Genomic DNA, 24,385 nt, shown 5'->3' on the forward strand with positions numbered 1-24,385 from the left:
AATCAGGTGAGACAGGCGGGAACATTACTCCCACTGCGAAGGGGATTCCAATGGATGTTTTTCGGGTTTCCCTGATCCCGTAGGAGCCGGCTTGCTGGCGAAGGGGCCGTCGAATATTGCGGTGATCTTAATATTGCCTTCGCTGGCAAGCCAGCTCCTACAGCCAGCGCCTACAGCCAGCTCCTACAGGAGTCGCAGCGTTACGCCATCAAATGAAGATGGTTGTCCCAGAGCCCCGCAGGCAACTCCAGAGGTTTTGCGACAAGGGTTGTCTGGCGGCAATCGTAGAATCGGCATCGTCCTTGACCTGAGGTCACGACAAAACCATCGGCCACGGCCCCGACACCGGCGCAATCGGGAAGCGGCGCGTCCAGGCGTACTTCACCGCTGTCCAGGTCCCAGATAAAAAAGCGGTTGCCCCGCGGCGCAGTCAGGGCGACCAAACGCAGTTCGCTGTGCACGGCCACGCTGGCGGTGTAATGCCCCATGGCCTGCAACTGATGCTCGGGCACCGGGAAGGCCACGAACGGTTGGCCGGGGCGCTTGATCGCCAGCAGCTCCGATGACTCGTGAGCGGCGCCCATGAATTGCTGACCGGCGACGATGGTGCCGTCGCTGGCGATACCCAAGTGCCGCACGCTGTTCATCTGCTGGGCCAGTGTTTCCTTGCTCAACAAAGTGCCGTCGCGTTGCATCAGCACCAGGCTCGGTTCCATGGCATTGAGGTTCATCTCGACCCGGCTTTCGGCTTCGGTACGGATGCCGCCGTTGGCCACCACCAGCGTCTCGCCATCGGGCATCCACGACACCTGATGCGGGCCAACGCCGTGGGTGGAAAGCTCGCCGCTGTGCACCAGTCGTTCACCTTCGAACCTGTACACACCGAGCAGGCCACGGCCCGGATCGCAGGTGTCGTTCTCGGTGGCGTACAACCAGTCGCCGCTCTGGTGAATCACCGCATGGCCGTAGAAATGCCGGTTCGGCCGCGAGACCACGGTTTGCAGCAGCGTGCCGTCGCGCAGGTCGATCAGGTAGCTCTCGGTGCCCGGCCGCCGGGCGACGAACAGCGCCATCGGCAGTGTCGGGTGGTTGATGATGTCGTGGCAGCGCTGGCCGACCTGGGTGGCAAACACCCGGGTGCCGTCCAGCCGATAACCGACGGCATAGTGCTTGCCGTCAGCATCGTCTCGCGCCGAGAGCAGCAGCGGGCTTTTGTCCTTGTGCTTGAACAGCGTCCAGCCGCCCAGTGTCACCGCACCCAGCAGCAAACTCCCTAACGTCAGAGCCTGGCGTCGCAGCATGGCACTTGCCCTCATCAGTCACCGTCGTTGGCGTTGAAGCCCAGTTGGATACCCAGCGCCTTGGCCAGTTCGCCTTCGTGCAGGCGGTGGACGACGTTGAGGCTGTCATAGATGGCGTTGAGCTGCTGGCGACCGGCGTCGTCGGTGAGCATGTCGGTCAGCGGGCGCTGGTTATCGGCAAGCAGTTTCAGGGACGCTGCGTAGGCCGCGTCGATCTTGTCGGCCAACGGTTTCTGCTCGCTCGACAACAGACCGCGCAGGCCTTTGTTGTCCACACCGACCCACACGGTTTGCGCCGCGCTCAGGCTGGCTTCCAGGCCTTTGAGCGACGATTGGCTGCGCCAGGCATCGGCCTGGAATGGCTGTGGCGTGCCCTTGCTCTGACGGCCCATCGGCGTGCCGAGTTTTTTCTTCAGGGTGTCCAGTGCGGTCACTTGCACACGCAGCAGATCGGCAATCGCTTCGTGGGAGTCTGCGTAGCGCTGGTTCGGGAATTTGCTCAGCTGCGCGAGCATGCCGTCGGTGGTGTTCCAGCGCGACAGGATCTCCTCGGCCAGTTGTTTCTGACGTTCGCCAATGGCGGTCAGCAGTGGGCAGTACTTGGCTTTCTGAGCGCTGTCGGCCATGTCGATCTTGCTGTCGAACAGGATGTACTCATAGGCCGAAAGGCCTTGCACCACGACACTGGACTTGGCCAGGGCGGCGGCATCGATCTGTGGTTGCGCGGTGACCAGTTGTTCGACCTGACGGCCCACGAGGTTTTTCTTGTCCGGCCAGAACTGCACCTGCCACGAACGGTTGCCCTCGGCCAGCGGCCCGATCAGCAGCGGTTGCAACTCGGCCCAGGCTTTTTGTGCGTGCAGGAAGTCGGCGCGGGCCGTGTCCAGGGTTTCCTTGCCCTGGCAGAACGCCAGGGCGCTGACCGCCAGTTGCCGGTCGGCTTCAACCCAGCGGCTGTAGGTTGGCAGGATCACTTGCTTGGCGATGGCCGCCGACGTGACCGCTTGCGGATCCTGGGGCGAACAGGCGCCCAGGGCGAGGGCGGCAAGGCTGGTGAACAACAATTTGGGACGGAACATGTCGGGCTCCCGCGAAAGGAATACGTATTAAAGGGAATTCAAGAACGCCAGCAACGCCGCGCGCTGCTCGGCATTGAAAGACAAAACCTGTTGCTGCGCCGCTTTTGCCTCGCCGCCATGCCAGAGCACGGCTTCGAGCAGGTTGCGGGCGCGACCGTCATGCAAGAACTGGGTGTGACCATTGACCGTCTGTGTCAGGCCGATGCCCCACAACGGCGGTGTGCGCCAGTCGCGGCCACTGGCCTGGAATTCGCTGCGGTTGTCGGCCAGTCCGTCGCCCATGTCGTGCAGCAGCAGGTCGCTGTAGGGGCGAATCACTTGATTGGCCAATTCAGGTTCCGCGGCGATGGCGGCGGTGGTGTATTGAGGGGTGTGACAGGACTGGCATCCGGCCTGGAAAAACAGATTCTTGCCGGCCAGCACCTGCGGCGCGCCGACATCGCGACGGGCCGGTACGGCGAGGTTACGGCTGTAGAACAGCACCAGACGCAGAATGTTGTCGCTGACTTCCGGCTCGCCATCCGGGCCATTGCCGTTGGGCGCCTGCTTGCAAGCGGTTTGTGCGTCGGTGCAGTCATCAATGGGCTTCAGGCTGGTGGTGAGGCCCATATCACCCGAGAACGCGTGAACATTTTGTTGATTGAGGTTCGGTTGCCCGGCTTTCCAGCCAAATCGTCCGAGAACAGTCTTCTGCTGCGCGTCATCCCAGACCCGGTTCGGTCGTCCGGCGATGCCATTTTTCTCTCGCGCCTGAGCCTCGGCGTTGGCCAGGATGGCCTCGTCGGGGATCGCTTCAAGCAAGCCCAGGCCAATCATCGGCGGTGCGATGCGCGCCGAGAAACGCGTGTCGGGGTGCATCGGGCCGTAGCCGAGTTGGGTGATCTGCAAGGTCGGTTTGCGCAACTCGATTTCGCTGCCGTCCTTGAAGCGCACCGGGACCGGTGTGTAATCGACGCGCACCTTGCCTTCCGGGGCGACGCCGGGCACCGCCATGTCCTGGAACTGGCCGCCGTAGACCGGCTCCGGCACCACGCCCAGTTGTTCGATGACCTTGGCGTAGGCCGGCGCATCGGGGATCGACAGGCGCACCAGCATCGACACCGCGTTCGGCGCATCGGGGGCGGGTGGATGACCGCGGCCATCCTTGATGTGGCAGTTCTGGCAGGCGTTGGTATTGAACAATGGGCCGAGGCCATCGCGGGCGGTGGTGGTCGACGGCGCGATCACCCAGGGGCTGCGAAAGAAACTGTTGCCGACGCTGAAATCGACGCGCCGTGACGGCGGCAGATTGGCCGACGGCAAGGAGAATGCGTTCTGATCGGTCTTGCGCACCGTCGCGCTGCCACCGGAACGGGCTTCACCGGGTTCGGCCTGGGTAAAACGCGGGGCGTCATCGCAGGCACTCAGGCCCAGGGCCAGCAACAGTGCGGACAAGCGAAGAGGCAGCGAGGGCATTGGACATCCTGCAAGACGAGCAAAACAAGGGCGCAAAGTCTAACAGGGCAGGGGAGTTTGAATAAGAGGAATTATCGTTTGGTTGATGTGGGGCAGGGTTTGATTTGAGACCGCGTCGCGGCCATCGCGGGCAAGCCCGCTCCCACAGGGTCTTGCACTGAACCTGTGGGAGCGTGGCTTGCCCGCGAAAGCGGTGTGTCAGTCACCAATGATGTTGGATGTGACGCCGTCTTCGCGGGCAAGCCTCGCTCCTACGGCCAGCGTTGATCAGAACTCGTGATCAGCGTTGTCCGGGTTCAGGTCGCTGATGCCCAGTTTGCCCGCGGCGGCTTCGATCGAGCCGGTCTGCTTGACCAGCGAGGCGATGGCGTCGCGCACGATCTGATTGCCAGCGGTGTTACCAGCGGCGATCAGTTGGTCGTAGTGTTCACCCTTGTTGGCGTGATCGACCATGACCTGGAGCTTGGCTTCGGTCGCAGCCAGGTCGGCTTTCAGCGCGGTGTCGGCAGCCGGGTCGGCCTTGGCCACCAGGGACGACAGGCTGGCGCCGGTCATTTTGGTGCCGTCGACACGGGTGTATTCGCCCAGGTACACGTTACGCACGCCTTTGGCGTCGTAGAAGTGCGAGTTGTGGGTGTTGTCGCTGAAGCAATCCTGTTCGTCTTCCGGGGAGTTGGCTTCCAGGGAAACCTTCATGCGCTCGCCCGCCAGTTCGCCCAAGGACAGGCTGCCCATGCCGAACAGCATTTTGCGCAGGCCGGATTCAGCCGGTTCCGCTTCCAGGGTGGCGCGGTAGTTGTCGGCCACGTTCGGCTTCCAGTTACCGACCATTTCTTGCAGGTCGTTGACCAGCAGTTGGGTTACGGATTTCAGGTAAGCGCGACGACGATCGTTATGACCGCCGGTGGCGCCTTTGCCTTCCAGGTAGTCGGAAGCCGGGCGGTTGCCGGCGCCAGGGCCGGTGCCGTTCAGGTCCTGGCCCCACAGCAGGAATTCGATGGCGTGGTAGCCGGTGGCGACGTTGGCCTCGGAACCGCCCAGCTCGTTCAGGCTGGCGAGTTTTTCCGGGGTGATGTCTTTCACGTCGACCTTGTCTTCGCCGACCTGGACTTGAGTGTTGGCGATGATGTTGGCGGTGGCGCCCGGGTTACCCAGTGCGTGTTCGTAGGATTTGTCGACGTAGTCGATCAGGCCTTCATCCAGCGGCCAGGCGTTCACCTGACCTTCCCAGTCGTCGATGATGGTGTTGCCGAAGCGAAACACTTCGCTCTGCAGGTAAGGCACGCGGGCCGCGACCCAGGCAGCCTTGGCGGCTTTGAGGGTATCGGCGTTCGGCTTGGCGAGGAAGGCGTCGACGGCGGTCTGCAGGGTTTTCGCGGTGGATTCGGCATCGCTGTAAACGGCGAAGACCATGTCGGCGTAGTGCGCGACCACAGCCTTGGCGGCGGCTTCGTCGACTTTGGCGGTGGCAGCAGGCGCAGCCGGGGCAGCGGTGCTGGCAGCCGGGGTCGGTGCTTGCGGAGCGGCAGCCTTGTCTTTGCCTTCGCCGCAACCGGCGAGGGAAATAGCGATGGCCAGCAGACTGGCGGTGGCCAGAGGCATACGAATCATGGCGAACATCCTGCTTCGGTGATGGATTGGGCGCGCACGGGCGGCGCGCAAAACTGCGACATAATGCAAATCTTTCGCATTATGTGTAAAGGGCTGTAGCTGGAAATATTTCTTATTTACGGGCGAGTTATGCCGCAGATCAAAAGATCTGCAGCCGTCGCCATGAAGAAGAACTTACAAAATGAATGCGTTATTGCGTTGGGCCTGCTTGAGGTAGACGCTCAGTTCCCGCGCCGACAGCGGCTTGCTGTAGTGATAGCCCTGACCTTCGTGGCAGCCTTCGGAGATGATGTAGGCCTCTTGCTCGGCGGTTTCCACGCCTTCGGCAATCACCTGCATGCCCAGGCTCTTGCCCAGCTGGATGATGGCCCGAACGATGGTCGCATCGTCGTCGTCATCGAGCAGGTCCTGAACGAAGCTCTTGTCGATCTTGATCTTGTCCAGCGGCAGGCTTTTCAGATAGCTCAATGACGAATACCCGGTGCCGAAGTCGTCGATGGCGATCAGCGCGCCGGAGCGCCGCAGGCTCAGCAGGTGCTGGGCGGCGGTGCTGATGTCTTCCATCAGGCCGGTTTCGGTGACTTCCAGTTCCAGGCTGCGCGGTGGCAGGCGGTACATCTGCAGCAGGTTGTTGACCACCCGCGGCAACTCGGCGTGGTGCAATTGCACGGTGGACAGGTTCACCGCCATGCGCAGGTCGACGAAGCCCTGATCGTGCCATTCGCGTAGTTGTTTACAGGCCTGATCCAGCACCCATTCGCCAATGGCGATGATGGTGCCATTCTGCTCGGCCAGCGGAATGAACAGGTCCGGCGGCACCAGCCCATGTTCGGGATGCTGCCAGCGAATCAACGCCTCGACGCCCACCACGCGATGATCGCGGTAGCTGATCTGTGGTTGGTAGACGAGGTAGAGCTGATCGCGGATCAAGGCATCGCGCAGGTCTTTTTCCAGTTCGCGGCGCCGACGCATTTCCGTGTCGACGCTGGCGATATAAAACTGATAGCGGTTGCGCGAGCGCGTCTTGGCCAGGGTCATGGTCTGCTCGGCTTTTTGCAGCAGCTTCTCGGTGCTGTCGCCGTCTTCGGGAAACAAGGTGATGCCGATGGTGGCGCGCAGGCGGATTTGCTGATGATCGAGGGCGAACGCCGCTTCCAGATCATCGAGAATGCTTTGGGCCAGTTCGGCGGCCTCGTAGGGTTGTTCGATGTCGGCCTGGACCAGTGCGAACTGGTCGCCGCCCAAGCGGGCGAGGGCGCCGAGGCGGCCGCTGTGGGCCCGCAGGCGATCGGCCAGGGCCAGCAGCAACTGGTCGCCGGTTTGATAACTGAACTGTTCGTTGATGCCCTTGAAGTCATCGAGCCCGACACACAGCACCGCGACCCGACGCTGCAATTTACCGGCGTCGACGAGGATCTTGTCCAGCTGTTGCTGCAATTGCTGACGGTTCGGCAATCCGGTGAGGAAGTCGTACTGGGCCATGCGCAGCAGGCTGTTTTCCGCTTCGTGACGCAGGTGCGTGTTGCGTTCGATGGATTCGAGCAACTGGTTGGCGGTGTTGATCCAGACCCCCAACTCGTTTCTCTCATGACCCTTGAGCTGCGGAATCTTGTGGGCGCTGGGGCGGTCCGGGTTGATTTCAGTCAGGTGCTCGATGATCCGCGACAGCGGTTTGGTCAGCAGCCAGTGATAGACCAAATACAGCACCAGAGCCATGGCCATGGCGCGCAATACGCCAGAGATGAAGATGATCACCGAGCTGACGATGAAGCTCTGACCGTAGGTGGCGGTATCGAGGGTAATGCTCAGGTCGCCGTAGTACTCGCTGTAGGGACCGCGGCCCACCAGTTGGGTGGTGAAGGTGCGTTCCTGGCCGAGGATCAGGTCGGTCAGCCAGCGGCTGTGGGATTGCTGCAACTCGCGGGATTTCTGCGCGAGCATCGCTTCGTTAGGGTGGCCGATGGAGGCCATGCGCACGGCAGCGTCCTGGAACAGGCCTTCGATTACCTGCATGCCCATTTCCCGGTCCAGGCTGTAGACGGCCTGGGTCGACGGATCGCGGAACATGTCGAGGATGCGCTGGGCGTCATTGGCCACGGCCTGACGTGTTTTATAGGCATCGAAAACGATCTGCGCGCAGCTCAAGACCACACCGACGATCAATGCCGACAGGAGCACGACCCGGAGCAACTTCACCGACAAGCTGTTCTTGAGTTCCAGCTTCAAAGGGTTATTCCTTGTTCCGTGCGGGTAGCGTCAAGTTGCCATGAGTATTGGCAATCCCGTGATAGCAGTCAAAGGGACAATCCAGCCCCGGGGATTTAGCCGGTTGCCTGGCCGATACACTGCTGTTTGGAGTATTTGCCCTATTGATACTGTGTCGGTTGTCGAGGCCTTCAACTTGAGGAGATCGAGACAATTTTTCCTTGTGTTGATGTTAGACGGCTGTGCTGGGGGGGCAAGGGGACGAAGGCTGCTCACGTTGTGGGAGCGCGCACAAATCCCACGTAGGGATTTTCCAGGGCATAAAAAAACCCGGCATAAAAGCCGGGTTTCTTGACTGGCGCGAAGCTTAAGCGGTGAAGGTTTTGCCTTCGAACTGCTCAGCCACGAATTTCCAGTTGACCAGGTTCCAGAACGCTTCGACGTACTTCGGACGCAGGTTGCGGTAGTCGATGTAGTAAGCGTGTTCCCAGACGTCGCAGGTCAGCAGCGGGGTGTCGCCGCTGGTCAGCGGGTTGCCGGCGCCGATGGTGCTGGCCAGGGCCAGGGAACCGTCAGCCTTTTTCACCAGCCAGCCCCAACCGGAACCGAAGGTGCCGATGGACGTTTTGCTGAATTCTTCCTTGAACTTGTCGAACGAACCAAAAGCAGCGTTGATGGCATCAGCCAGAGCGCCGGTTGGTTGACCGCCAGCGTTTGGCGCCAGGCAGTTCCAGTAGAAAGTGTGGTTCCAGACCTGAGCGGCGTTGTTGAAGATGCCGCCCGAGGAAGTCTTGACGATTTCTTCCAGGGTCTTGCCTTCGAACTCGGTGCCTGGCACCAGGTTGTTCAGGTTCACGACATAGGTGTTGTGGTGCTTGTCGTGGTGGTATTGCAGAGTTTCCTCTGAAATGTGCGGCTGCAGAGCATTGTGCGCGTAAGGCAGCGGCGGCAATTCGAAAGCCATGATAATTCTCCTAATCAGGTCAGTTGCGGTGAGCGCAAGGCCGATCACGGGCGGCCAGACATGCGCCGGGGAGTTTGTACTCTTTGCGGCGCAGGGATCGGATCATAGCACCGGGGGTGCGGCATAACCACGCAACAACTGTGTGGAATAGAGGTTCCAGAGCCTTTTGGAATAAATCATGAAGCGATGATCAACTGGAACGCTACGGTGAACATCATTACGGCCACCAAAAGGTCGAGAATTCGCCAGGTACTTGGCCGTGCCAACCACGGTGCCAACCACGCTGCGCCAAGGGCCAGGGTAAAAAACCACAGCAACGATGCACTGGCCGCGCCCACGACATAAGCACCGGGCTCGGTTTGCTGTGCGCCGAGAGAGCCGATCAGCAACACGGTGTCCAGATAGACGTGCGGGTTGAGCAGGGTCACCGCCAAAGCGCTGAGCAGCACCGCCCGTAGCGAGCGCACGGTCGGGTTCTCGCCTTGTTGCAGGCTCTGTTTCGAGCACGCCCGACGCAGGGCCAGGCTGCCATACCACAGCAGAAACGCCGCGCCCCCCCAACGGGCAATGGCCAGCAGGGTCGGGTTCTGCGCCAGCAACGTCGCCAGGCCGAACACTCCGGCGGCCACCAGCAACGCATCGCAGGTGACGCAAAGCGCTGCCACGGGCAGGTGATGTTCACGTCGCAGGCTCTGCGCCAGCACAAACGCATTCTGGGTGCCGATCGCCATGATCAGCCCGGCGGCCACCAACAGGCCGTTCACATAGCTTTGCCACATAAGATTCTTACTCCGCGTTGGCCGCCAGATCCCGCAGTACCTGCAGGGCGCGTTCGGCATCGGCCTGGCCGACGAACAAATGGTCGTGGTAATACCCGGCAATCACGTTGCAACTGATGCCGGCCTGGCCCAGTGCCGTGGCGAATGCGGCGGTCAGGCCGACGGCTTGGAGGGCCGAGTGCACGTTCAAGGTGATCCAGGCAGCGACATAGTCGAAGGTCAAACCGGCCTTCTCAGCGTGGGAACGTTGCAGTATCACCGTCAGCCCTTCCTGTTCGCGGAAGCTGCCGACGATCTCCAGGCCCGCGGGCCATTGGCCGTCGGGCAAGGTGCAGAACACGTATTCGCCGTCGTTGAGTTGCGGGCTCATGCTGCGCAGCAGGGTTGCCAATGAGGTTTCGCCAGCCATGTCGGTGATCCTTGTTCAAGAGTTCTTGCTGGTCATTCTCCGGTGGGAAGTTGTATAAGAAAAACCAATAGTGCTGATCGCTCATTAGGAAAACTGATGTTCGACTACAAATTGCTGTCCGCGCTCGCCGCCGTGATCGAGCAGGCCGGATTCGAACGCGCCGCGCAGGTGCTGGGCTTGTCCCAATCGGCCATCTCCCAGCGCATCAAACTGCTAGAGGCACGGGTCGGCCAACCGGTGCTGGTGCGGGTCACCCCCCCGGCGCCGACGGAGATTGGCCGGCGATTGCTCAACCATGTGCAGCAGGTGCGATTGCTTGAGCGCGATCTACAAACGTTGGTCCCGGCGCTGGACGAAGAAGGCCTGCCGGAACGCCTGCGTATCGCTCTGAATGCCGACAGTCTTGCGACTTGGTGGGCAGAGGCGGTGGGGGACTTTTGTGCGGAACAACATTTGCTGCTCGACTTGGTGGTAGAAGACCAGACCGTCGGCCTCAAACGCATGCGCGCAGGTGAAGTGGCGGCGTGTGTCTGCGCCAGTGAGCGACCGGTGGCTGGTGCGCGCAGCGTTCTGTTGGGGGCGATGCGTTACCGAGCGATGGCGAGCCCCGCGTTTATTGCCCGGCATTTTCCCGACGGTGTGCGCGCCGATCAGTTAGCCAAAACCCCGGCCCTGGTGTTTGGCCCGGATGATTTCCTACAGCATCGCTACCTCGCATCCCTCGGTGTGGACGGCGGTTTCGAACACCATCTATGCCCATCGTCCGAAGGATTTCTTCGTCTCACGGAAGCAGGGCTTGGTTGGGGCCTGGTGCCTGAATTGCAGGTGCGCGAGCAACTGCAACGCGGCCAGTTGGTGGAGCTTTTGCCAGATAAACCGATCGATGTGCCGCTGTACTGGCATCATTGGCGCAATGGCGGTCAGTTGTTGGGGTTACTCACCGATCAATTGGTGCGCTCGTCGAAACAATGGCTGGTGCCGTTGGACTGACGGCTAGCGTCAAGACCTCACGCCCTACGCCCTACGCAATATGCAAAGCGCAAAACGTAAAACGAAATATTCGGAGCAATTCATGAAGATTCTGGTCACCGGCGCAAGCGGCTTCATTGGCGGGCGCTTTGCGCGTTTCGCCCTGGAGCAGGGCCTGGACGTACGGGTCAACGGTCGCCGGGCCGAGAGCGTCGAGCATTTGGTGCGCCGTGGCGCCGAGTTCATTCAGGGCGACTTGAGCGACCCGCAACTGGCGCGCGACCTGTGTTCAGACGTCGAAGCCGTGGTCCATTGCGCCGGCGCGGTCGGTTTATGGGGACGGTATCAGGACTTTCATCAAGGCAACGTCGAGGTCACCGAGAACGTGGTCGAGGCCTGCCTGAAACAACGGGTGCGGCGCCTGGTGCACTTGTCGTCGCCGTCGATTTACTTCGATGGCCGCGATCATCTGGCGTTGACCGAAGATCAGGTGCCCAAGCGCTTCAAGCATCCCTACGCCGCGACCAAGTACCTGGCCGAGCAAAAAGTCTTCGGTGCGCAGGAGTTCGGCCTCGAAACCCTGGCCCTGCGCCCGCGTTTCGTGACGGGCGCCGGCGACATGAGCATTTTTCCCAGGCTGCTGAAGATGCAGCGCAAGGGGCGGTTGGCGATCATCGGCAATGGCCTGAACAAGGTCGACTTCACCAGCGTGCAAAACCTCAATGAAGCGTTGCTCAGCAGCTTGCTGGCCAGCGGTTCGGCCCTGGGCAAGGCCTACAACATCAGCAATGGGGCGCCGGTGCCATTGTGGGATGTGGTCAATTACGTGATGCGCAAAATGGATGTCCCACAGGTTACCCGTTATCGCTCCTACGGTTTGGCCTACAGCCTTGCCGCGCTCAACGAGGGCGTGTGCAAGCTGTGGCCAGGTCGACCCGAGCCGACCCTGTCGCGGCTGGGCATGCAGGTGATGAATAAAAATTTCACCCTGGACATCAGCCGCGCCCGACATTATCTGGACTACGATCCGAAAGTCAGCCTCTGGACCGCCCTCGATGAATTTTGCGCCTGGTGGAAGGCTCAGGACATTCGCTGACACACAAGGGCCGACCGGTACTGAACCGAGTCCGGGGTTCAGGGTCAACCGGTGCGGCAGCGGGGGTTATACTTCGCCGCATCAAGCCATCACCGTGTTCCACAAAGGTTGACCCTAATGCCCATGCGTAACGATGCCAACGACGACTTCGATGTCCCGAGCCTGCGCGCCGACAGCCTCGATGACGACGATTTTCCAACCACCGCCCGCACCTCGGTGCATTCGCGTACCGCGCCGGTCGTCAAGGTCAAAGGCCCGAGCACCGGCCCGCTGTGGGCGTTGGTCGGCGCGTTGTTCTTTGCCTTCGCCGGCCTTGCCTGGTGGAGTTTTCAGCAAATATCGCTGATGGAACAGCAACTGGTGGCGACCCAGGAAAGTTTCGCGCGCATCAGTGAGGAAGCGGCGGGGCGCTTGCAGGACATTTCCGGCAAGGTGGTGGCCAGCCAGTCCACTGTCAACACCGGCAGTGAAGCGTTGAAGCTGCAAATCAAACAGCTGGAAGGCAAGCTCCAGGATCAGAGCAAACAGCTGGAAAGCAAACTTCAGGACCAGAACAAACAGCAGCAAGGCGTGCTCGGCCAGACCTCCGATCTGGACAAGCGCCTGGCGCAGATGACCACTCAAGCCACCGAACAACAAGCCGCCAATGTTCAGTTGCAGGCTCAGGTCAAAGCCTTGAGTGGCGAACTGGCTGCGTTGAAGAGTGCGCCGGCCGATACCAGCAAAGTTGACGCCCAACTCAAAAGTCTTGGCGCCGACATCGCTGCGCTGAAGCGGCAAGGCAACCCGAGCGCCGCCATCGAGCGCCTGGAGCAGGACATGATCGTGCTCAAAAGCCAACAGGACAACCGCCCGGCCGCCGCACAAGGTGGCGGCAATACCGCCGAGTTCGACGCCTTCCGCGGCCAGGTCACCCGCAGCATCAACACCCTGCAGGCGCAGATCCAGAATCTGCAGCAACAGCTGCACACCCGGCCTTAATCGAAGCCAAACACTCGTGGTTGATCGTCCTTGATCGTTCCCACGCTCTGCGTGGGAACGCCTCAAGGGACGCTCCGCGTTCCAATGGGACGCAGAGCGTCCCGGGCTGCATTCCCACGCAGAGCGTAGGAACGATCGGTCGGAGGAGTTAGCGAACCGTGTCTTCCCGCCCGCGCAACACCCTGTTCGGCATGGCAATCGCCGCCGCCAGCCCCAGCAGCGATACCGCCGCGCTGACCATCAGCAAATGCTGGAAGGTCAGCAGCAACTCGCCGCGCAAGGCGTTTTGCGCATCACCCGGCGCGGCGTTCAAACCATCGAGCAAGACATTCCCCGAACGGCCCTCGGCAATCAGCGACGAGCCGGCCAGGTGCGCGAAACTCGAATCCTGTAACAGCGCCAGCAACAGCGCCGACATCAACGCCACGCCCACTGCACCGCCCAAAGCGCGGAACAGATTGGTGGTGCTGGTGGCGACGCCGATGTCCCGTTGATCCACCGAGTTTTGCGTGCCCACCAACGACGTCGGGAACTGCATGCCGCCAGCGATCCCGCACAGCAACATGAACAGGCTGCTGAGCACAAACGCCTGCGGCGCACTGAACGCCATGCCGAGAATCGAGAGCGGCATGAGCAGCGCTCCGGTCAAAATCATCGGTTTGTAACGACCGGTCACGGAAGTCCTGCGCCCGGCGAAATAGGCGCCTATCGGCAAGCCCATGGCCAGCGGCAACAGGTGCAGCGCGGCGCTGTCGGACCCGGCGCCGGTGACGCTCTGGAAGCGCAGCGGCATCAGCACGATCAGGGAAATCGCCTGGAAACTGGTGAAGAAAATCGTGCACCAGCAAAGGATCGCATTGCGGTTGGCGAACAAATGCATCGGCAGTAACGGTTCCCGTGCCCGACGTTCATGCCAGACGAACACGGCCAGTACCGCCACCGCGCCACCGAGCAACCCCAGGACCTCGGCGCTGCGCCATGAATGCCCCTGGCCAACCTCAGTGATGCCCAGCAACAATGCCGTCAGGCCGATGATCATCAGCAACGTGCCGAAGTAGTCGATGATCGGCTGGCGCTGCGGCACCGGCAAACCCACCAGCGTACGGTAGGCCACGAGCCAGGCCCACAGCCCCAATGGCAGGTTGATCAGGAATACCCAGCGCCAGGACAGGTATTCGGTCATGTAACCACCGAGTACCGGCCCGGCCACGCTGGCCACCGCGTACATGCTGCTGAAGTAGCCCTGATAGCGACCGCGCTCCCGGGGCGGAACAATGTCGCCGATGATCGCCTGGCTCACCGAAATCATCCCGCCGGCGCCGATACCCTGAAGGATCCGCGCCAGCACCAATTGCTCCATGCTTTGCGCCATGCCGCAGAACAACGACGCCAAGGTGAACACCGCCATGCCGAACAGCATCAACCTGCGGCGGCCATACAAGTCGCCGAGTTTGCCGTAGATCGGCACCGCCACGGTCATCGCCACCATGTAGCCGGAAATCACCCAGGCCAGCAGGCTGACGTCCTTGAACTGCGCGGAAATCGCTGGCATCGACACGGCAACGATGGTCTGGTCCAGCGCGCCCAGAAAGATCGCCAGCATCAGGGCGATCAACACGCTGCGGATGGCCGGTTTGGAGGTTTCAGGCCGGTTGAGATGGGTCACGGTAAACCTGCGGGCAGTGATGGACCCGCAAGAGACAAGGCGAGCGGGAATGCTCGCCAGTGTAAGTCGGTAGCAGGCTATTCGATAGCCTCATACGGAAGGCCGACGTAGTTTTCCGCAATGGTTTTTCGACCCGCCTCAGAGTCAACGAAATAGGCCAGTTCCGACTCACTGATGCGCTGACTGAACGCGTCATGCTCGTCGAAGCGATGCAGCATCGAGGTCATCCACCAGGAAAACCGCTCGGCTTTCCACACCCGCCGCAGGCAGACTTCGGAATACTTCTCCAGCAAATCAACACGGCCTTCGCGGTAAACCTTCAGCAGAATATTGAACAGCGTACTGACGTCGCTGGCCGCCAGGTTCAGGCCCTTGGCGCCAGTGGGTGGGACGATGTGCGCGGCGTCGCCGACCAGGAACATCCGCCCGTACTGCATCGGTTCAACCACGAAGCTGCGCAGCGGCGCGATGCTTTTTTCGATCGACGGGCCGGTCACCAGAGAGGCGGCAAGGGCGGCCGGCAGACGGGATTTGAGTTCGTCCCAGAAGCGTTGGTCGGACCAGTCCTCGACGTGATCCTCGGCCGGTACCTGGAGGTAATAACGGGTGCGGGTCGGCGAACGCATGCTACACAGCGCAAAACCCCGTTCATGCCGCGCGTAGACCAACTCCTCGTGAACCGGTGGGGTGTCGGCGAGAATCCCCAGCCAGCCGAACGGATAAACCCGCTCGAACACCTTCAGGCAATCGGCAGGAATCGACTGCCGCGCTACGCCGTGGAAACCGTCGCAACCGGCGATGTAGTCACAATCGAGTCGATACGTTTCGCCGTCCTTGTCGAAGGTGACAAAGGGTTCAGCGGTTTTCATGCCGTGGGGGACGACGTTGCTGGCTGCATAAATCGTCTGCGCCCCGGCGTCCCGACGGGCGGCCATCAGGTCGCGGGTGACCTCGGTCTGGCCATACACCATCACGGTTTTGCCGCCGGTCAGCGCCTGCAGATCGATATGCACCTGGCGCCCGTCGAGGGCCAGTTCGAAGCCTGTGTGGACCAGCCCTTCGGCGTCCATGCGCTGGCCCACTCCGGCCTGACGCAACAGCTCTACCATGCCTTGTTCGAGGACACCGGCGCGGATACGTCCGAGCACGTAGTCCGGGGTCTGGCGTTCGAGAATCAGAGTGTCGATGCCGGCGTTGTGCAGCAATTGGCCAAGGAGCAAACCGGAGGGGCCGGCGCCGATGATGGCGACTTGGGTTTTTAGTGTTTTCATTGTTTTTATGACTCGCAAGCTCCACACGACCAAGGCCGGTGAATGATTTTTATGGATCGAGTGCTTGCATTTTTCACTTGCGGGTCTGTCAATTGAAGGTGAAAACTGAGCCGATACCTGTACATTCTGCCAATCGGTGCGATTATCGCCCCGTTACCCCTGAGGCCTGGATTGAAGTGATGAACAAGCCTGACCTGCCATCTATTCCCGTGTTCAAGCTCTACGGTGAAAGCCTCGACTGGCCGACCCCGGACTTGTTGCACTGCGAAACCATTTCCAAACGCAGCCGCGAACATCAATGGGAAATAAAACCCCATCGCCACGCCGATTTGTGTCAGTTGCTCTTCGTTTTCAAAGGTCAGGCAGAGCTTGAGATCGAAGGCAAACGCTCACAATTGGCTGAGCCGGCAATCATCATTCTGCCGCCGTTATCGGTGCATGGGTATCGGTTTTCCGAGGACGTCGAAGGGTTCGTCGTCACGCTGGCTGCGCCGCTGGTCGCCCATCTTCAGGCGCAACTGGGCAATTCGGTGAACGCCCTGGCACAGGCCGAAAGCTACCCGGCGGGCAAGGACGGCGAGTACCTCAACAGCCTGTTTTCAGCGCTGCAAAGCGAATACACCGGCCATCAACCGGCGCGGGAAATGCTCATGCATTCGCTGGTTAGCGTGATCATGGTGTGGGTCAGCCGCCAGGTGATTCAGCGCCGCGCTGCCAATCAGCGTCCGCAGCGGGCCCGGGAATACCTCAACGGTTTTATTCAGTTGGTGGAGGAGACTTATCGCCAGCACGTCAAGGTCGAGGACCTGGCCCATCGGCTGGGGATTTCCGTGTCCCACCTCAACGGCACGTGCCGTGAGTTGGCGGGGCAACCGGCGTTGCAGATCATGCATGAGCGTCAATTGCTGGAGGCCAAGCGCTTGCTGACCTACACCAGCATGACCATTTATGAAATGTCCGACGTGCTGGGGTTTTCCGATCCGACCAACTTCACACGCCTATTCCGACGTCGGGTGGGGATCTCGCCCAAGGCTTTTCGCGACCGCTTGAAGGCCGATCAGGACAACGAGGCCTGAACCCTGTGGCGAGGGGGCTTGTCGGAACGCCGCACCGCCCCGTTCGGCTGCGCAGCAGTCGTAATTCGGTGAATGCGGTGTTCTCATAGAAATGCTGGGGCCGCTTCGCGACCCAACGGGGGCAAGCCCCCTCGCCACAGGGTGTTCGTCACCGGAGGGCGTTGAGGCTTGCGTTGTGGGGGATGCAACGCTCGAAGTTGCAACTCGCGACGTCACGGGGCTGTTGTCGCAACTGTTCGACACGCCAGGCGGCCGTGCCATACAGCGCCAGCGTCGCCGTGCAAGTGATGAAAATGGCGAGGTATCTTCTTGTTTTGATGTTCATGGCGTTGACCTCTGAACGAATACCTTTCGGTACTGCTTTGAGCATAGGTCAGCGCGGATGAGTTGCCATCAAAACCGGTTTTGTATGTAACCCGACATTCAGAACGATGATGTTCCTGAGCTGGCTTGCCAGCGAAGGCGTCATCACATCCTGCATATTTGCTGACTGTCCACCGCTTTCGCTGGCAAGCCAGCTCCTACAGGGGACGTGTTCACAGGCCGATGTCCCACGCCGGTTCTTCGGGAAATCTGAGCACCAGAAAATCCAGCATGCTGCGCAACGCCACCGGCATGTGCTTGCGTGAGGCATACACCGCATAGATGTTCATCTGCCGGGGCTCGGCCTGGGGCAGCAGGCGGATCAGTTCGCCGCTGTGGATGTGCACGCCGGCCTGGTAGCTGGGCAGCATTGCCACGCCGGCCCCGGCCATCGCCGCGCGCAACAGCGTGCTGGCTTCGTTGGCGCTGATGTTGCCCTGCACCGGCACCGAGACCGGTTCCCCATCCTGCTCGAAATGCCAGAGGCTTTTGCCGAAGTAGGAGTGGGTCAGGCAATTGTGCAGGCTCAGGTCCTCGACCCGTTGCGGCGCCGGGTGCTCGCGCAGGTAGGCAGGGGAGGCGCAGATCACCGAGCGGCACACCGTCAGGCGCCGGGCGATCAGGTTCGGGTCCAGGTCGTTGCTGGTGCGGATGGCCAGGTCGATGCGCTCGTCCACCAGGTTCACCGTGCGGTCGAGCATCTGCAGGTCGATGCTCACCCCCGGGTAGCGTTTGACGTAAGCCGCCATGGCGTCCGCCAGTTGCGCCTGGCCGAACGAGGTGCTGACGCTGATCCGCAGCAGGCCGCGCGGTGCGTCGTCCGGCTCGCTGACGGCGGCTTGCATGTCGCTGGACAACTCGAGCATCTGCCGACAACGGGGCAGGATTTCGCTGCCGGCAGTGGTCAGGCTCAATTTTCGCGTGGTGCGATGCATCAGGCGCGCGCCGACCCAATCCTCCAGCTCCGCCAGATACCGTGAAACCACCGGCCGCGACAGGTCCAGGTGATCGGCGGCTGCCGATTGGCTGCCCAGGTCCACCACCGTAACGAACACCCGCATTGCTTGTAGACGATCCATGATTTGCCCGCTTTCAGAAACAAACTATGTTCAAGCATCGCATTTTTTGTATCGAACCAGGCAACTAAGCTCTGTCCCATCGCCAAGCACGGCATTCGGACAACGGAGCAACAGATGATCGGTTTCACTTCACTCAAACGCATTCTTCTGGCAACCGCGGCGCTGGGCTTCGCGGCCCACGCCGCCGCGGCGGCTCCCCTGAAGCTGGATGTCTACAATCCCGGCACCCACGCTATTTTTCCGGTGACCTCGGTACTGGTCAGCGGCGAGAAGGACGCGATTCTGGTGGACGCGCAATTCGGCAAATCCCAGGCCGAACAGGTGGTGGAAAAAATCCGCGCCAGCGGCAAGCAACTGACCACCATCTACATCAGCCACGGTGACCCGGATTACTACTTCGGCCTCGACACCATCACCCAGGCGTTCCCGAACGCCAAAGTGCTGGCCTCGCAACCGACCGTTGATCACATCAAGAAAACCGTCGACGGCAAACTGGCGTTCTGGGGGCCGAAAATGGGCGCCGACGTGCCGAACAAAACCATCGTGCCGCATGTGCTCAAGGGTGACAGCCTGATGCTGGAAGGGCAGAAACTGCAGGTGCTTGGCCTGGATGGCAAGCAGCCGGATCGCAGCTTTGTGTGGATCCCGTCGATCAAGGCCGTGGTCGGTGGCGTGGTCGTCGCCGACAACATTCACGTGTGGATGGCCGACACCCAGACCCCGCAGTCCCATGCCGATTGGCTGACCACGTTGCACGTGATTGAAGCGCTAAAGCCGAACACCATCGTGCCGGGTCACTACCTCGGTGAGAGCGCCCGTTCTCTGGCGGCCGTGCAGTTCACTGCCGATTACATCAAGGCTTTCGACGAAGAAACCGCCAAGGCGAAAGACGCTGCCGAACTGATCGGCGCGATGAAGAAACGCTACCCGACCCTGGGCGAAGAAAGCTCGCTGGAGCTGAGCGCCAAAGTCGCCAAGGGCGAGATGAAGTGGGGTGAATGAGTGATCGTTCCCATGCTCTGCGTGGGAATGCAGCCCGGGACGCTCCGCGTCCCACCAAAAGCCGAACGCGGAGCGTCCGTTGAGGCATTCCCACGCAGAGCGTGGGAACGATCAAAGCCCTGAGTCACACCTGTACCGATTCACCCAAGCCAACTGGAGAAACGTCATGAGCAAAATCGCAATCATCGGTGCCACCGGTCGTGCCGGTAGCCAGCTGTTGGAAGAAGCCCTGCGTCGCGGTCACAGTGTCACCGCCATCGCCCGTGACACCTCGACAATCGGCCCGCGTGCCGGCGTCGTGAGCAAAAACGTCGATGTGCTCGATGCCGCTGCATTGCAAGCCGCCGTCGCCGGCCATGAGGCGGTGATCAGCGCAGCGCATTTCTCCACCATCCCCGCCAGTGCCGTCATCGAGCCGGTGAAGAAGGCCGGGGTCAAGCGTCTGCTGGTGGTGGGCGGTGCCGGTTCGCTGCTGTTGCCGGATGGCACCCGGGTGATCGACAGCGAGGGCTTTCCGTCGGAGTACAAGGCCGAGGCCAGCGCTGGCGCCGAATTCCTCAATACCTTGCGTCAGGAAAAGGACCTGGACTGGACCTTCCTGTCGCCGTCGGCGGAGTTCGTCGAAGGTGAACGTACGGGCACGTTTCGAGTCGGCAAGGATGACTTGCTGGTGAGTGCGCAGGGTCGCAGCTGGATTACCTTTGCCGACTTCGCGATTGCACTGCTCGATGAAGTGCAAACCCCGAAGCATTCCCGCCAGCGGTTTACGGTTGGGTATTGAGTGATTGATCGTTCCCACGCTCTGCGTGGGAATGCAGCCCGTGACGCTCCGCGTCACTGGACGCGGAGCGTCCCTTGAGGCATTCCTTTGCTGCGCGTGGGAACGATCATCTCTCAGCGGCTCTGCGCCTGCTCCACCAACCACCCCATCAATTCGCGCAACTTCGACGATGGCTCCGGTTTTTCGGGAAATACCAGGTAATACGCCAAGCCAGTTTTCACCTTCAGTTCAAAGGGCATGACCAGCCGCCCGGCACTCAGGTCATCGCCGATCAACGACCAATCGCCGATCGCCACGCCCGTTCCTTGGGACGCCATCGACATGGCCAGGTCCAGGGTTTCGAAATGCTGCCCCTTGGCGACATTGTTCAGATGAATATCCGCCGCTTTCAACCAGGCTTTCCAGTCCCGCTCATCCCGCGTCGGATGCAGTAGCAAATGCTGTTGCAGATCGGCCGGTGTCTGCAAAGCCAATGGCCCTTCGAGCATCGGTCGGGAACACACGGGCGTCAGTTGCTCATCGAACAAATGATGAGAGGCCAGCGCGCTGTCCGGCGGTGCGCCGTACATGACTGCCGCATCGAACTGCTCGCGATGAAAATCCACACCGTGTTTCACCGTGGTGGTCAATTGCACCGGTACGTCCGGGCGCTCCTTTTGCCACTGCAACAGACGCGGCAACAGCCAGCGCATCACGCAGGTCGGCGCCTTGAGTTGCAGGGTTTGGCGCTTCTCGCCGATCTGCTCCACCGCCTCGTCGATCAGGCCGAAAACCTGCTGCACCCGTGGCAACCACTCCTGTCCTTCGGTGGTCAGGCTCAAGCCCCGCGCCTGGCGAATGAACAGCTCATAACCCAGATGATCTTCCAGCCCGGCGATCTGCCGGCTCACCGCGCCTTGGGTGATGTGCAGTTGTTCGGCGGCCCGGGTGAAGTTGCAGCACTGCGCGGTGATCAGAAAAGTGTGCAGCGCCGGCAGGGGAGGCAGTCGTTTCATGGGGATCCAAGGTATGACGTGAGGACATGGCTAGTATGATTTTTTATCCATTGTTGCGGCTATGTGTCGCCCGTTCCAATGAGGCCATCCCTGGACCTGCCAAGCCATCATAAACACTGCGCAGGCCCGGCGTCTCAAACGAACAAAAAGGGCAAAACACATGGCGACGTGCGGCGAAGTATTGGTCAAGTTACTCGAAGATTACGGGGTCGAGCAGGTGTTCGGCATTCCCGGGGTGCACACCGTGGAGCTGTATCGCGGGCTGGCCCGTTCGAGCATCAACCACGTCACTCCACGTCACGAACAGGGCGCCGGTTTCATGGCCGACGGTTATGCCCGCACCAGCGGCAAACCGGGCGTGTGCTTCATCATCACCGGCCCCGGCATGACCAACATCACCACCGCCATGGGCCAGGCCTACGCCGACTCGATCCCGATGCTAGTGATTTCCAGTGTGCAATCGCGCAGCCAATTGGGCGGCGGGCGCGGCAAGCTGCATGAGCTGCCGAACCAGGGCGCATTGGTCGGTGGCGTGGCGGCGTTCTCCCATACCCTGATGTCGGCGGCGGAATTACCGGGCGTGTTGGCGCGTGCCTTCGCGCTGTTCCAGGCCGGGCGTCCGCGTCCGGTGCATATCGAAATTCCGTTGGACGTGCTGGTCGAAGAGGCCGATGACTTGCTCGCCAGCGTGCCGGTGAACATCGACCGTGCCGGTGCTTCACCCAGCGCGATCAGCCGCATGACCGAGCTGCTGGCCGATGCCAAGCGCCCATTGATTCTTGCCGGTGGCGGCGCCATCGATGCCGCGGCCGAGCTGACTGAACTGGCCGAGCTGCTGGATGCGCCGGTAGCCCTGACCATCAATGCCAAAGGCATGCTCGAATCCAGCCACCCGCTGCTGATCGGTTCGACCCAAAGCCTGGTGGCCACCCGTGCGCTGGTGGCCGAGGCCGACGTGGTGCTGGCCATCGGCACCGAACTGGCCGAAACCGATTACGACGTGACCTTCGCCGGCGGCTTCGAAATCCCTGGCGTGCTGCTGCGCGTGGACATCGACCCAGACCAGACCGTGCGTAATTACCCGCCGAAGGTGGCGTTGGTGGCCGACTCGCGCAATGCCGCCCAGGCCCTGCTGAGCGCGCTGTCCCACCAGTCGCTGGCCGAGCGTCGCAACGATTGGGGCCAGGTGCGTGCCGCTCGCTTGCGAGAAGAGCTGGCCGCGACCTGGGATGCCCCGACCCTGGCCCAGACCCGCTTCCTGGAGATCGTGCTGCACGAATTGCCGAACGCGGTATTCGTCGGCGACTCGACCCAACCGGTGTACACCGGCAACCTGACCTTCAACCCGGAGCGTCCGCGTCGCTGGTTTAACTCGTCCACCGGTTACGGCACCCTCGGTTACGCCTTGCCGGCGGCGATTGGCGCCTGGCTCGGTGGCCGCGTCGAGGGCGGCGTACGCCCTCCGGTGGTGTGCCTGATCGGCGATGGCGGCCTGCAATTCACCCTGCCGGAACTGGCCAGTGCGGTTGAAGCACGCACCCCGGTGATCGTCCTGCTGTGGAATAACCAGGGCTACGAAGAGATCAAGAAATACATGGTCAACCGCGACATCGAACCGGTGGGCGTGGACATCTACAGCCCGGACTTCATCGGTGTGGCCAAGGCCCTGGGGTGCGCGGCCGAGGCGGTCAGTAGTGTTGACGAATTGCGTGATGCGCTGCGCCTGGCTACTGATCGCCAGGGCCCGACCCTGATTGAAATCGACCAGACTTCGTGGATGAAGGCGGTGTCGCAATGAGTTTTCCTATGCCTTTCTCAACGACCCTCGATGGCCTGTTCATCGACGGCCAATGGTCCGCCGGCAACGAACATCTGCGCGTGATCAACCCGGCGACCGAAGCGCTGCTGACCACCGTTAACGGCGGCGATGCACACGCTGTCGATCAGGCCGTCACGGCGGCGACCCACGCGTTCAAGCAATGGTCGAAAACCACCGGCGCCGAGCGCGGGGCGATTCTTCGCACAATCGCCGCAGGCGTGCAGGCCGGGCGCGAACAGTTGATGAAGTTGCAGTCGAGCAACAACGGCAAACCGCTGTTCGAAGCGGCCATCGACGTCGACGACGTGATCGCCACCTTCGAGTATTACGCCGGTCTGGCCGAAGGCCTCGATGCCAGGCAAGACAGCAAAGTGGATCTGCCAACCGACGATTTCAGCGCCCGTTTGCGCCGCGAACCGTGCGGTGTGGTGGGGCTGATCGTGCCGTGGAATTTCCCGATGGTCACCACCGCCTGGAAACTCGCCCCGGCCCTGGCCGCCGGTTGCTGCGTGGTACTCAAACCGTCGGAAGTGACGCCGCTGCCGGAGCTGGAACTGGCGACCATCATTGCCGAAGCGGGCCTGCCGAACGGTGTGTTCAACCTGGTGTGCGGCACTGGGCTGGCGGTCGGCGCGCCGCTATCGGCTGATCCGCGCATTGCCAAGATTTCCTTCACCGGCAGCAATGCGGTGGGCGTGCAGGTGATGCAGCGGGCGGCGGAAACCGTGAAAGGCGTGAGCCTGGAACTGGGCGGCAAATCCTCGCTGCTGGTGCTCAAAGATGCAGACGTAGAGCTGGCCGTGGAAGTGGCGTGTGGCGGTGGTTTTTTCAACGCCGGGCAGATGTGTTCCGCCACCAGCCGCGTGCTGGTCGCCGATGAGCTGGCGGATAAATTTGTCGCGCGCTTGAAGGCCCGCGCCGAAGCCATTCGCGTGGCCGACCCGTTCGACCCGAGCGTGGAAATGGGCGCGCTGGTCAATCAGGCGCAATACCAGCGGGTGCTGGGTCACATCGATCGCGGTTTGAGCGCTGGCGCGAAGCTGATCTGCGGCGGCCATCGTCCGGCGGACCTGACCCGCGGTTATTTTTTGCAGCCGACCCTTTTCATCGACGCGCCCCTCGACAGTGCGTTGTGGTGCGAAGAGATTTTCGGCCCGGTGATCTGTGTACGCAGTTTCACCTCCGAAGCCGAGGCGATTGCCCTGGCCAACGACAGTCAGTTTGGTCTGGTCGCCAGTGTGGTCACGCGCGACAGCGAGGCCGCCGATCGGGTCGCCAACGCTTTGCAGGCGGGGCTTGTGTGGATCAACGCGCCGCAAGTGATCTTCCCGCAGACCGCCTGGGGTGGCTACAAACAGAGCAGCATCGGCCGCGAATTGGGGCCGTGGGGTTTGCAGGCGTTCCAGGAAATCAAACATGTGATTCGGGCCGTCTGACAGCACGAAAAAGGTGAGCGCATGCCTCGAAAGGAGGCATGCATTTAT

21 protein-coding genes are annotated in these 24,385 nt (G+C 61.4%); 8 read left to right on the forward strand and 13 right to left on the reverse strand.

All coding sequences use genetic code 11. The features are described from left to right. Positions 1 to 200: 200 nt before the first annotated feature. The 8 genes from HCU66_RS04905 to HCU66_RS04940 form a co-directional block, all read right to left on the reverse strand. Complete coding sequence (locus tag HCU66_RS04905) at positions 201 to 1,301, reverse strand: DUF1513 domain-containing protein (RefSeq protein WP_205887412.1); 1,101 nt, start codon at positions 1,299 to 1,301, stop codon at positions 201 to 203. 14 nt (positions 1,302 to 1,315) lie between these two features. Then, positions 1,316 to 2,380 (reverse strand): imelysin family protein, encoded by a 1,065-nt coding sequence (locus HCU66_RS04910; RefSeq protein WP_205887413.1) that lies wholly within the window; start codon positions 2,378 to 2,380, stop codon positions 1,316 to 1,318. Between the two features lie 27 nt (positions 2,381 to 2,407). Beyond that, positions 2,408 to 3,835, reverse strand: coding sequence for a di-heme oxidoreductase family protein (locus HCU66_RS04915; protein WP_205887414.1), 1,428 nt, complete (start codon positions 3,833 to 3,835; stop codon positions 2,408 to 2,410). A gap of 267 nt (positions 3,836 to 4,102) precedes the next feature. Beyond that, entirely contained in the window at positions 4,103 to 5,446 is a 1,344-nt protein-coding gene (locus HCU66_RS04920) for an imelysin family protein (protein WP_205887415.1), read from the reverse strand. Between the two features lie 174 nt (positions 5,447 to 5,620). Then, the gene (locus HCU66_RS04925; protein WP_205887416.1) at positions 5,621 to 7,672 is read right to left on the reverse strand and encodes a putative bifunctional diguanylate cyclase/phosphodiesterase; all 2,052 of its coding nucleotides are present in this window, start codon (positions 7,670 to 7,672) and stop codon (positions 5,621 to 5,623) included. A 346-nt stretch (positions 7,673 to 8,018) separates the two neighbouring features. Beyond that, positions 8,019 to 8,615, reverse strand: coding sequence for a superoxide dismutase (locus HCU66_RS04930; RefSeq protein WP_007938876.1), 597 nt, complete (start codon positions 8,613 to 8,615; stop codon positions 8,019 to 8,021). Positions 8,616 to 8,791: 176 nt separating this feature from the next. Beyond that, positions 8,792 to 9,394, reverse strand: coding sequence for a LysE/ArgO family amino acid transporter (locus tag HCU66_RS04935; protein ID WP_205887417.1), 603 nt, complete (start codon positions 9,392 to 9,394; stop codon positions 8,792 to 8,794). Positions 9,395 to 9,401: 7 nt separating this feature from the next. Continuing rightward, the gene (locus HCU66_RS04940; RefSeq protein WP_205887418.1) at positions 9,402 to 9,803 is read right to left on the reverse strand and encodes an ACT domain-containing protein; all 402 of its coding nucleotides are present in this window, start codon (positions 9,801 to 9,803) and stop codon (positions 9,402 to 9,404) included. A gap of 96 nt (positions 9,804 to 9,899) precedes the next feature. Here HCU66_RS04940 and HCU66_RS04945 point away from each other — a divergent pair, with 96 nt between their 5' ends. From HCU66_RS04945 to HCU66_RS04955, 3 genes are all read left to right on the forward strand, one after another. After that, a complete protein-coding gene (locus tag HCU66_RS04945) occupies positions 9,900 to 10,793 on the forward strand; it encodes a LysR family transcriptional regulator ArgP (RefSeq protein ID WP_205887419.1) in 894 nt (297 codons plus the stop codon). 82 nt (positions 10,794 to 10,875) lie between these two features. Continuing rightward, positions 10,876 to 11,868 carry an NAD-dependent epimerase/dehydratase family protein gene (locus tag HCU66_RS04950; RefSeq protein WP_205887420.1) on the forward strand — a complete coding sequence of 331 codons (993 nt, stop codon included), beginning with the start codon at positions 10,876 to 10,878 and terminating at the stop codon, positions 11,866 to 11,868. Positions 11,869 to 11,985: 117 nt separating this feature from the next. Continuing rightward, positions 11,986 to 12,849 carry a GumC domain-containing protein gene (locus HCU66_RS04955; protein WP_205887421.1) on the forward strand — a complete coding sequence of 288 codons (864 nt, stop codon included), beginning with the start codon at positions 11,986 to 11,988 and terminating at the stop codon, positions 12,847 to 12,849. Between the two features lie 148 nt (positions 12,850 to 12,997). Here the strand turns inward: HCU66_RS04955 and HCU66_RS04960 are convergent, their stop codons facing one another. Further along, a complete protein-coding gene (locus HCU66_RS04960; protein WP_205887422.1) occupies positions 12,998 to 14,515 on the reverse strand; it encodes a DHA2 family efflux MFS transporter permease subunit in 1,518 nt (505 codons plus the stop codon). 77 nt (positions 14,516 to 14,592) lie between these two features. Next, the gene (gene pobA, locus HCU66_RS04965) at positions 14,593 to 15,786 is read right to left on the reverse strand and encodes a 4-hydroxybenzoate 3-monooxygenase (protein ID WP_205887423.1); all 1,194 of its coding nucleotides are present in this window, start codon (positions 15,784 to 15,786) and stop codon (positions 14,593 to 14,595) included. 179 nt (positions 15,787 to 15,965) lie between these two features. On the opposite strand from pobA, the gene HCU66_RS04970 reads away from it, so the two are divergent. After that, on the forward strand, positions 15,966 to 16,862 hold the full coding sequence (locus HCU66_RS04970; RefSeq protein WP_205887424.1) for a helix-turn-helix domain-containing protein: 897 nt from the start codon (positions 15,966 to 15,968) through the stop codon (positions 16,860 to 16,862). A 148-nt stretch (positions 16,863 to 17,010) separates the two neighbouring features. Here HCU66_RS04970 and HCU66_RS04975 read toward each other — a convergent pair whose 3' ends face one another. Next, complete coding sequence (locus HCU66_RS04975; protein ID WP_205887425.1) at positions 17,011 to 17,187, reverse strand: hypothetical protein; 177 nt, start codon at positions 17,185 to 17,187, stop codon at positions 17,011 to 17,013. 211 nt (positions 17,188 to 17,398) lie between these two features. Then, positions 17,399 to 18,304, reverse strand: a complete 906-nt coding sequence (locus HCU66_RS04980) for a LysR family transcriptional regulator (RefSeq protein WP_205887426.1) — start codon at positions 18,302 to 18,304, stop codon at positions 17,399 to 17,401. 114 nt (positions 18,305 to 18,418) lie between these two features. Here HCU66_RS04980 and HCU66_RS04985 point away from each other — a divergent pair, with 114 nt between their 5' ends. Continuing rightward, positions 18,419 to 19,306 (forward strand): MBL fold metallo-hydrolase, encoded by an 888-nt coding sequence (locus HCU66_RS04985; protein ID WP_205887427.1) that lies wholly within the window; start codon positions 18,419 to 18,421, stop codon positions 19,304 to 19,306. Between the two features lie 166 nt (positions 19,307 to 19,472). Further along, complete coding sequence (locus HCU66_RS04990; protein WP_205887428.1) at positions 19,473 to 20,087, forward strand: NAD(P)-dependent oxidoreductase; 615 nt, start codon at positions 19,473 to 19,475, stop codon at positions 20,085 to 20,087. A gap of 113 nt (positions 20,088 to 20,200) precedes the next feature. On the opposite strand, the gene HCU66_RS04995 is transcribed toward HCU66_RS04990, so the two are convergent. Then, on the reverse strand, positions 20,201 to 21,082 hold the full coding sequence (locus HCU66_RS04995; RefSeq protein ID WP_205887429.1) for a LysR substrate-binding domain-containing protein: 882 nt from the start codon (positions 21,080 to 21,082) through the stop codon (positions 20,201 to 20,203). Positions 21,083 to 21,242: 160 nt separating this feature from the next. On the opposite strand from HCU66_RS04995, the gene HCU66_RS05000 reads away from it, so the two are divergent. Together HCU66_RS05000 and HCU66_RS05005 are read left to right on the forward strand one after the other, a co-directional pair. Next, positions 21,243 to 22,880 carry a 5-guanidino-2-oxopentanoate decarboxylase gene (locus tag HCU66_RS05000; RefSeq protein WP_205887430.1) on the forward strand — a complete coding sequence of 546 codons (1,638 nt, stop codon included), beginning with the start codon at positions 21,243 to 21,245 and terminating at the stop codon, positions 22,878 to 22,880. Between the two features lie 8 nt (positions 22,881 to 22,888). Further along, on the forward strand, positions 22,889 to 24,337 hold the full coding sequence (locus tag HCU66_RS05005; RefSeq protein WP_205887431.1) for an aldehyde dehydrogenase family protein: 1,449 nt from the start codon (positions 22,889 to 22,891) through the stop codon (positions 24,335 to 24,337). Positions 24,338 to 24,385: the final 48 nt, after the last annotated feature.

It is taken from the genome of Pseudomonas frederiksbergensis (assembly GCF_017114915.1).
In the GTDB taxonomy this organism is placed as follows: Bacteria; Pseudomonadota; Gammaproteobacteria; order Pseudomonadales; family Pseudomonadaceae; genus Aquipseudomonas; species Aquipseudomonas frederiksbergensis_I.

Excerpts from the sequence above, each read along its gene's own strand:
- HCU66_RS04995 (WP_205887429.1), bottom strand. The coding sequence starts at position 21,082 with ATGAAACGACTGCCTCCCCTGCCGGCGCTGCACACTTTTCTGATCACC.
- HCU66_RS04955 (WP_205887421.1), top strand. The coding sequence starts at position 11,986 with ATGCCCATGCGTAACGATGCCAACGACGACTTCGATGTCCCGAGCCTG.
- HCU66_RS04935 (WP_205887417.1), bottom strand. The coding sequence starts at position 9,394 with ATGTGGCAAAGCTATGTGAACGGCCTGTTGGTGGCCGCCGGGCTGATC.
- HCU66_RS04990 (WP_205887428.1), top strand. The coding sequence starts at position 19,473 with ATGAGCAAAATCGCAATCATCGGTGCCACCGGTCGTGCCGGTAGCCAG.
- HCU66_RS04910 (WP_205887413.1), bottom strand. The coding sequence starts at position 2,380 with ATGTTCCGTCCCAAATTGTTGTTCACCAGCCTTGCCGCCCTCGCCCTG.
- HCU66_RS04950 (WP_205887420.1), top strand. The coding sequence starts at position 10,876 with ATGAAGATTCTGGTCACCGGCGCAAGCGGCTTCATTGGCGGGCGCTTT.
- HCU66_RS04980 (WP_205887426.1), bottom strand. The coding sequence starts at position 18,304 with ATGGATCGTCTACAAGCAATGCGGGTGTTCGTTACGGTGGTGGACCTG.
- HCU66_RS04970 (WP_205887424.1), top strand. The coding sequence starts at position 15,966 with ATGAACAAGCCTGACCTGCCATCTATTCCCGTGTTCAAGCTCTACGGT.
- HCU66_RS04945 (WP_205887419.1), top strand. The coding sequence starts at position 9,900 with ATGTTCGACTACAAATTGCTGTCCGCGCTCGCCGCCGTGATCGAGCAG.
- HCU66_RS04920 (WP_205887415.1), bottom strand. The coding sequence starts at position 5,446 with ATGATTCGTATGCCTCTGGCCACCGCCAGTCTGCTGGCCATCGCTATT.
- HCU66_RS04940 (WP_205887418.1), bottom strand. The coding sequence starts at position 9,803 with ATGGCTGGCGAAACCTCATTGGCAACCCTGCTGCGCAGCATGAGCCCG.
- HCU66_RS04930 (WP_007938876.1), bottom strand. The coding sequence starts at position 8,615 with ATGGCTTTCGAATTGCCGCCGCTGCCTTACGCGCACAATGCTCTGCAG.
- HCU66_RS05005 (WP_205887431.1), top strand. The coding sequence starts at position 22,889 with ATGCCTTTCTCAACGACCCTCGATGGCCTGTTCATCGACGGCCAATGG.
- pobA (WP_205887423.1), bottom strand. The coding sequence starts at position 15,786 with ATGAAAACACTAAAAACCCAAGTCGCCATCATCGGCGCCGGCCCCTCC.
- HCU66_RS04905 (WP_205887412.1), bottom strand. The coding sequence starts at position 1,301 with ATGCTGCGACGCCAGGCTCTGACGTTAGGGAGTTTGCTGCTGGGTGCG.
- HCU66_RS04985 (WP_205887427.1), top strand. The coding sequence starts at position 18,419 with ATGATCGGTTTCACTTCACTCAAACGCATTCTTCTGGCAACCGCGGCG.
- HCU66_RS05000 (WP_205887430.1), top strand. The coding sequence starts at position 21,243 with ATGGCGACGTGCGGCGAAGTATTGGTCAAGTTACTCGAAGATTACGGG.
- HCU66_RS04975 (WP_205887425.1), bottom strand. The coding sequence starts at position 17,187 with ATGAACATCAAAACAAGAAGATACCTCGCCATTTTCATCACTTGCACG.
- HCU66_RS04915 (WP_205887414.1), bottom strand. The coding sequence starts at position 3,835 with ATGCCCTCGCTGCCTCTTCGCTTGTCCGCACTGTTGCTGGCCCTGGGC.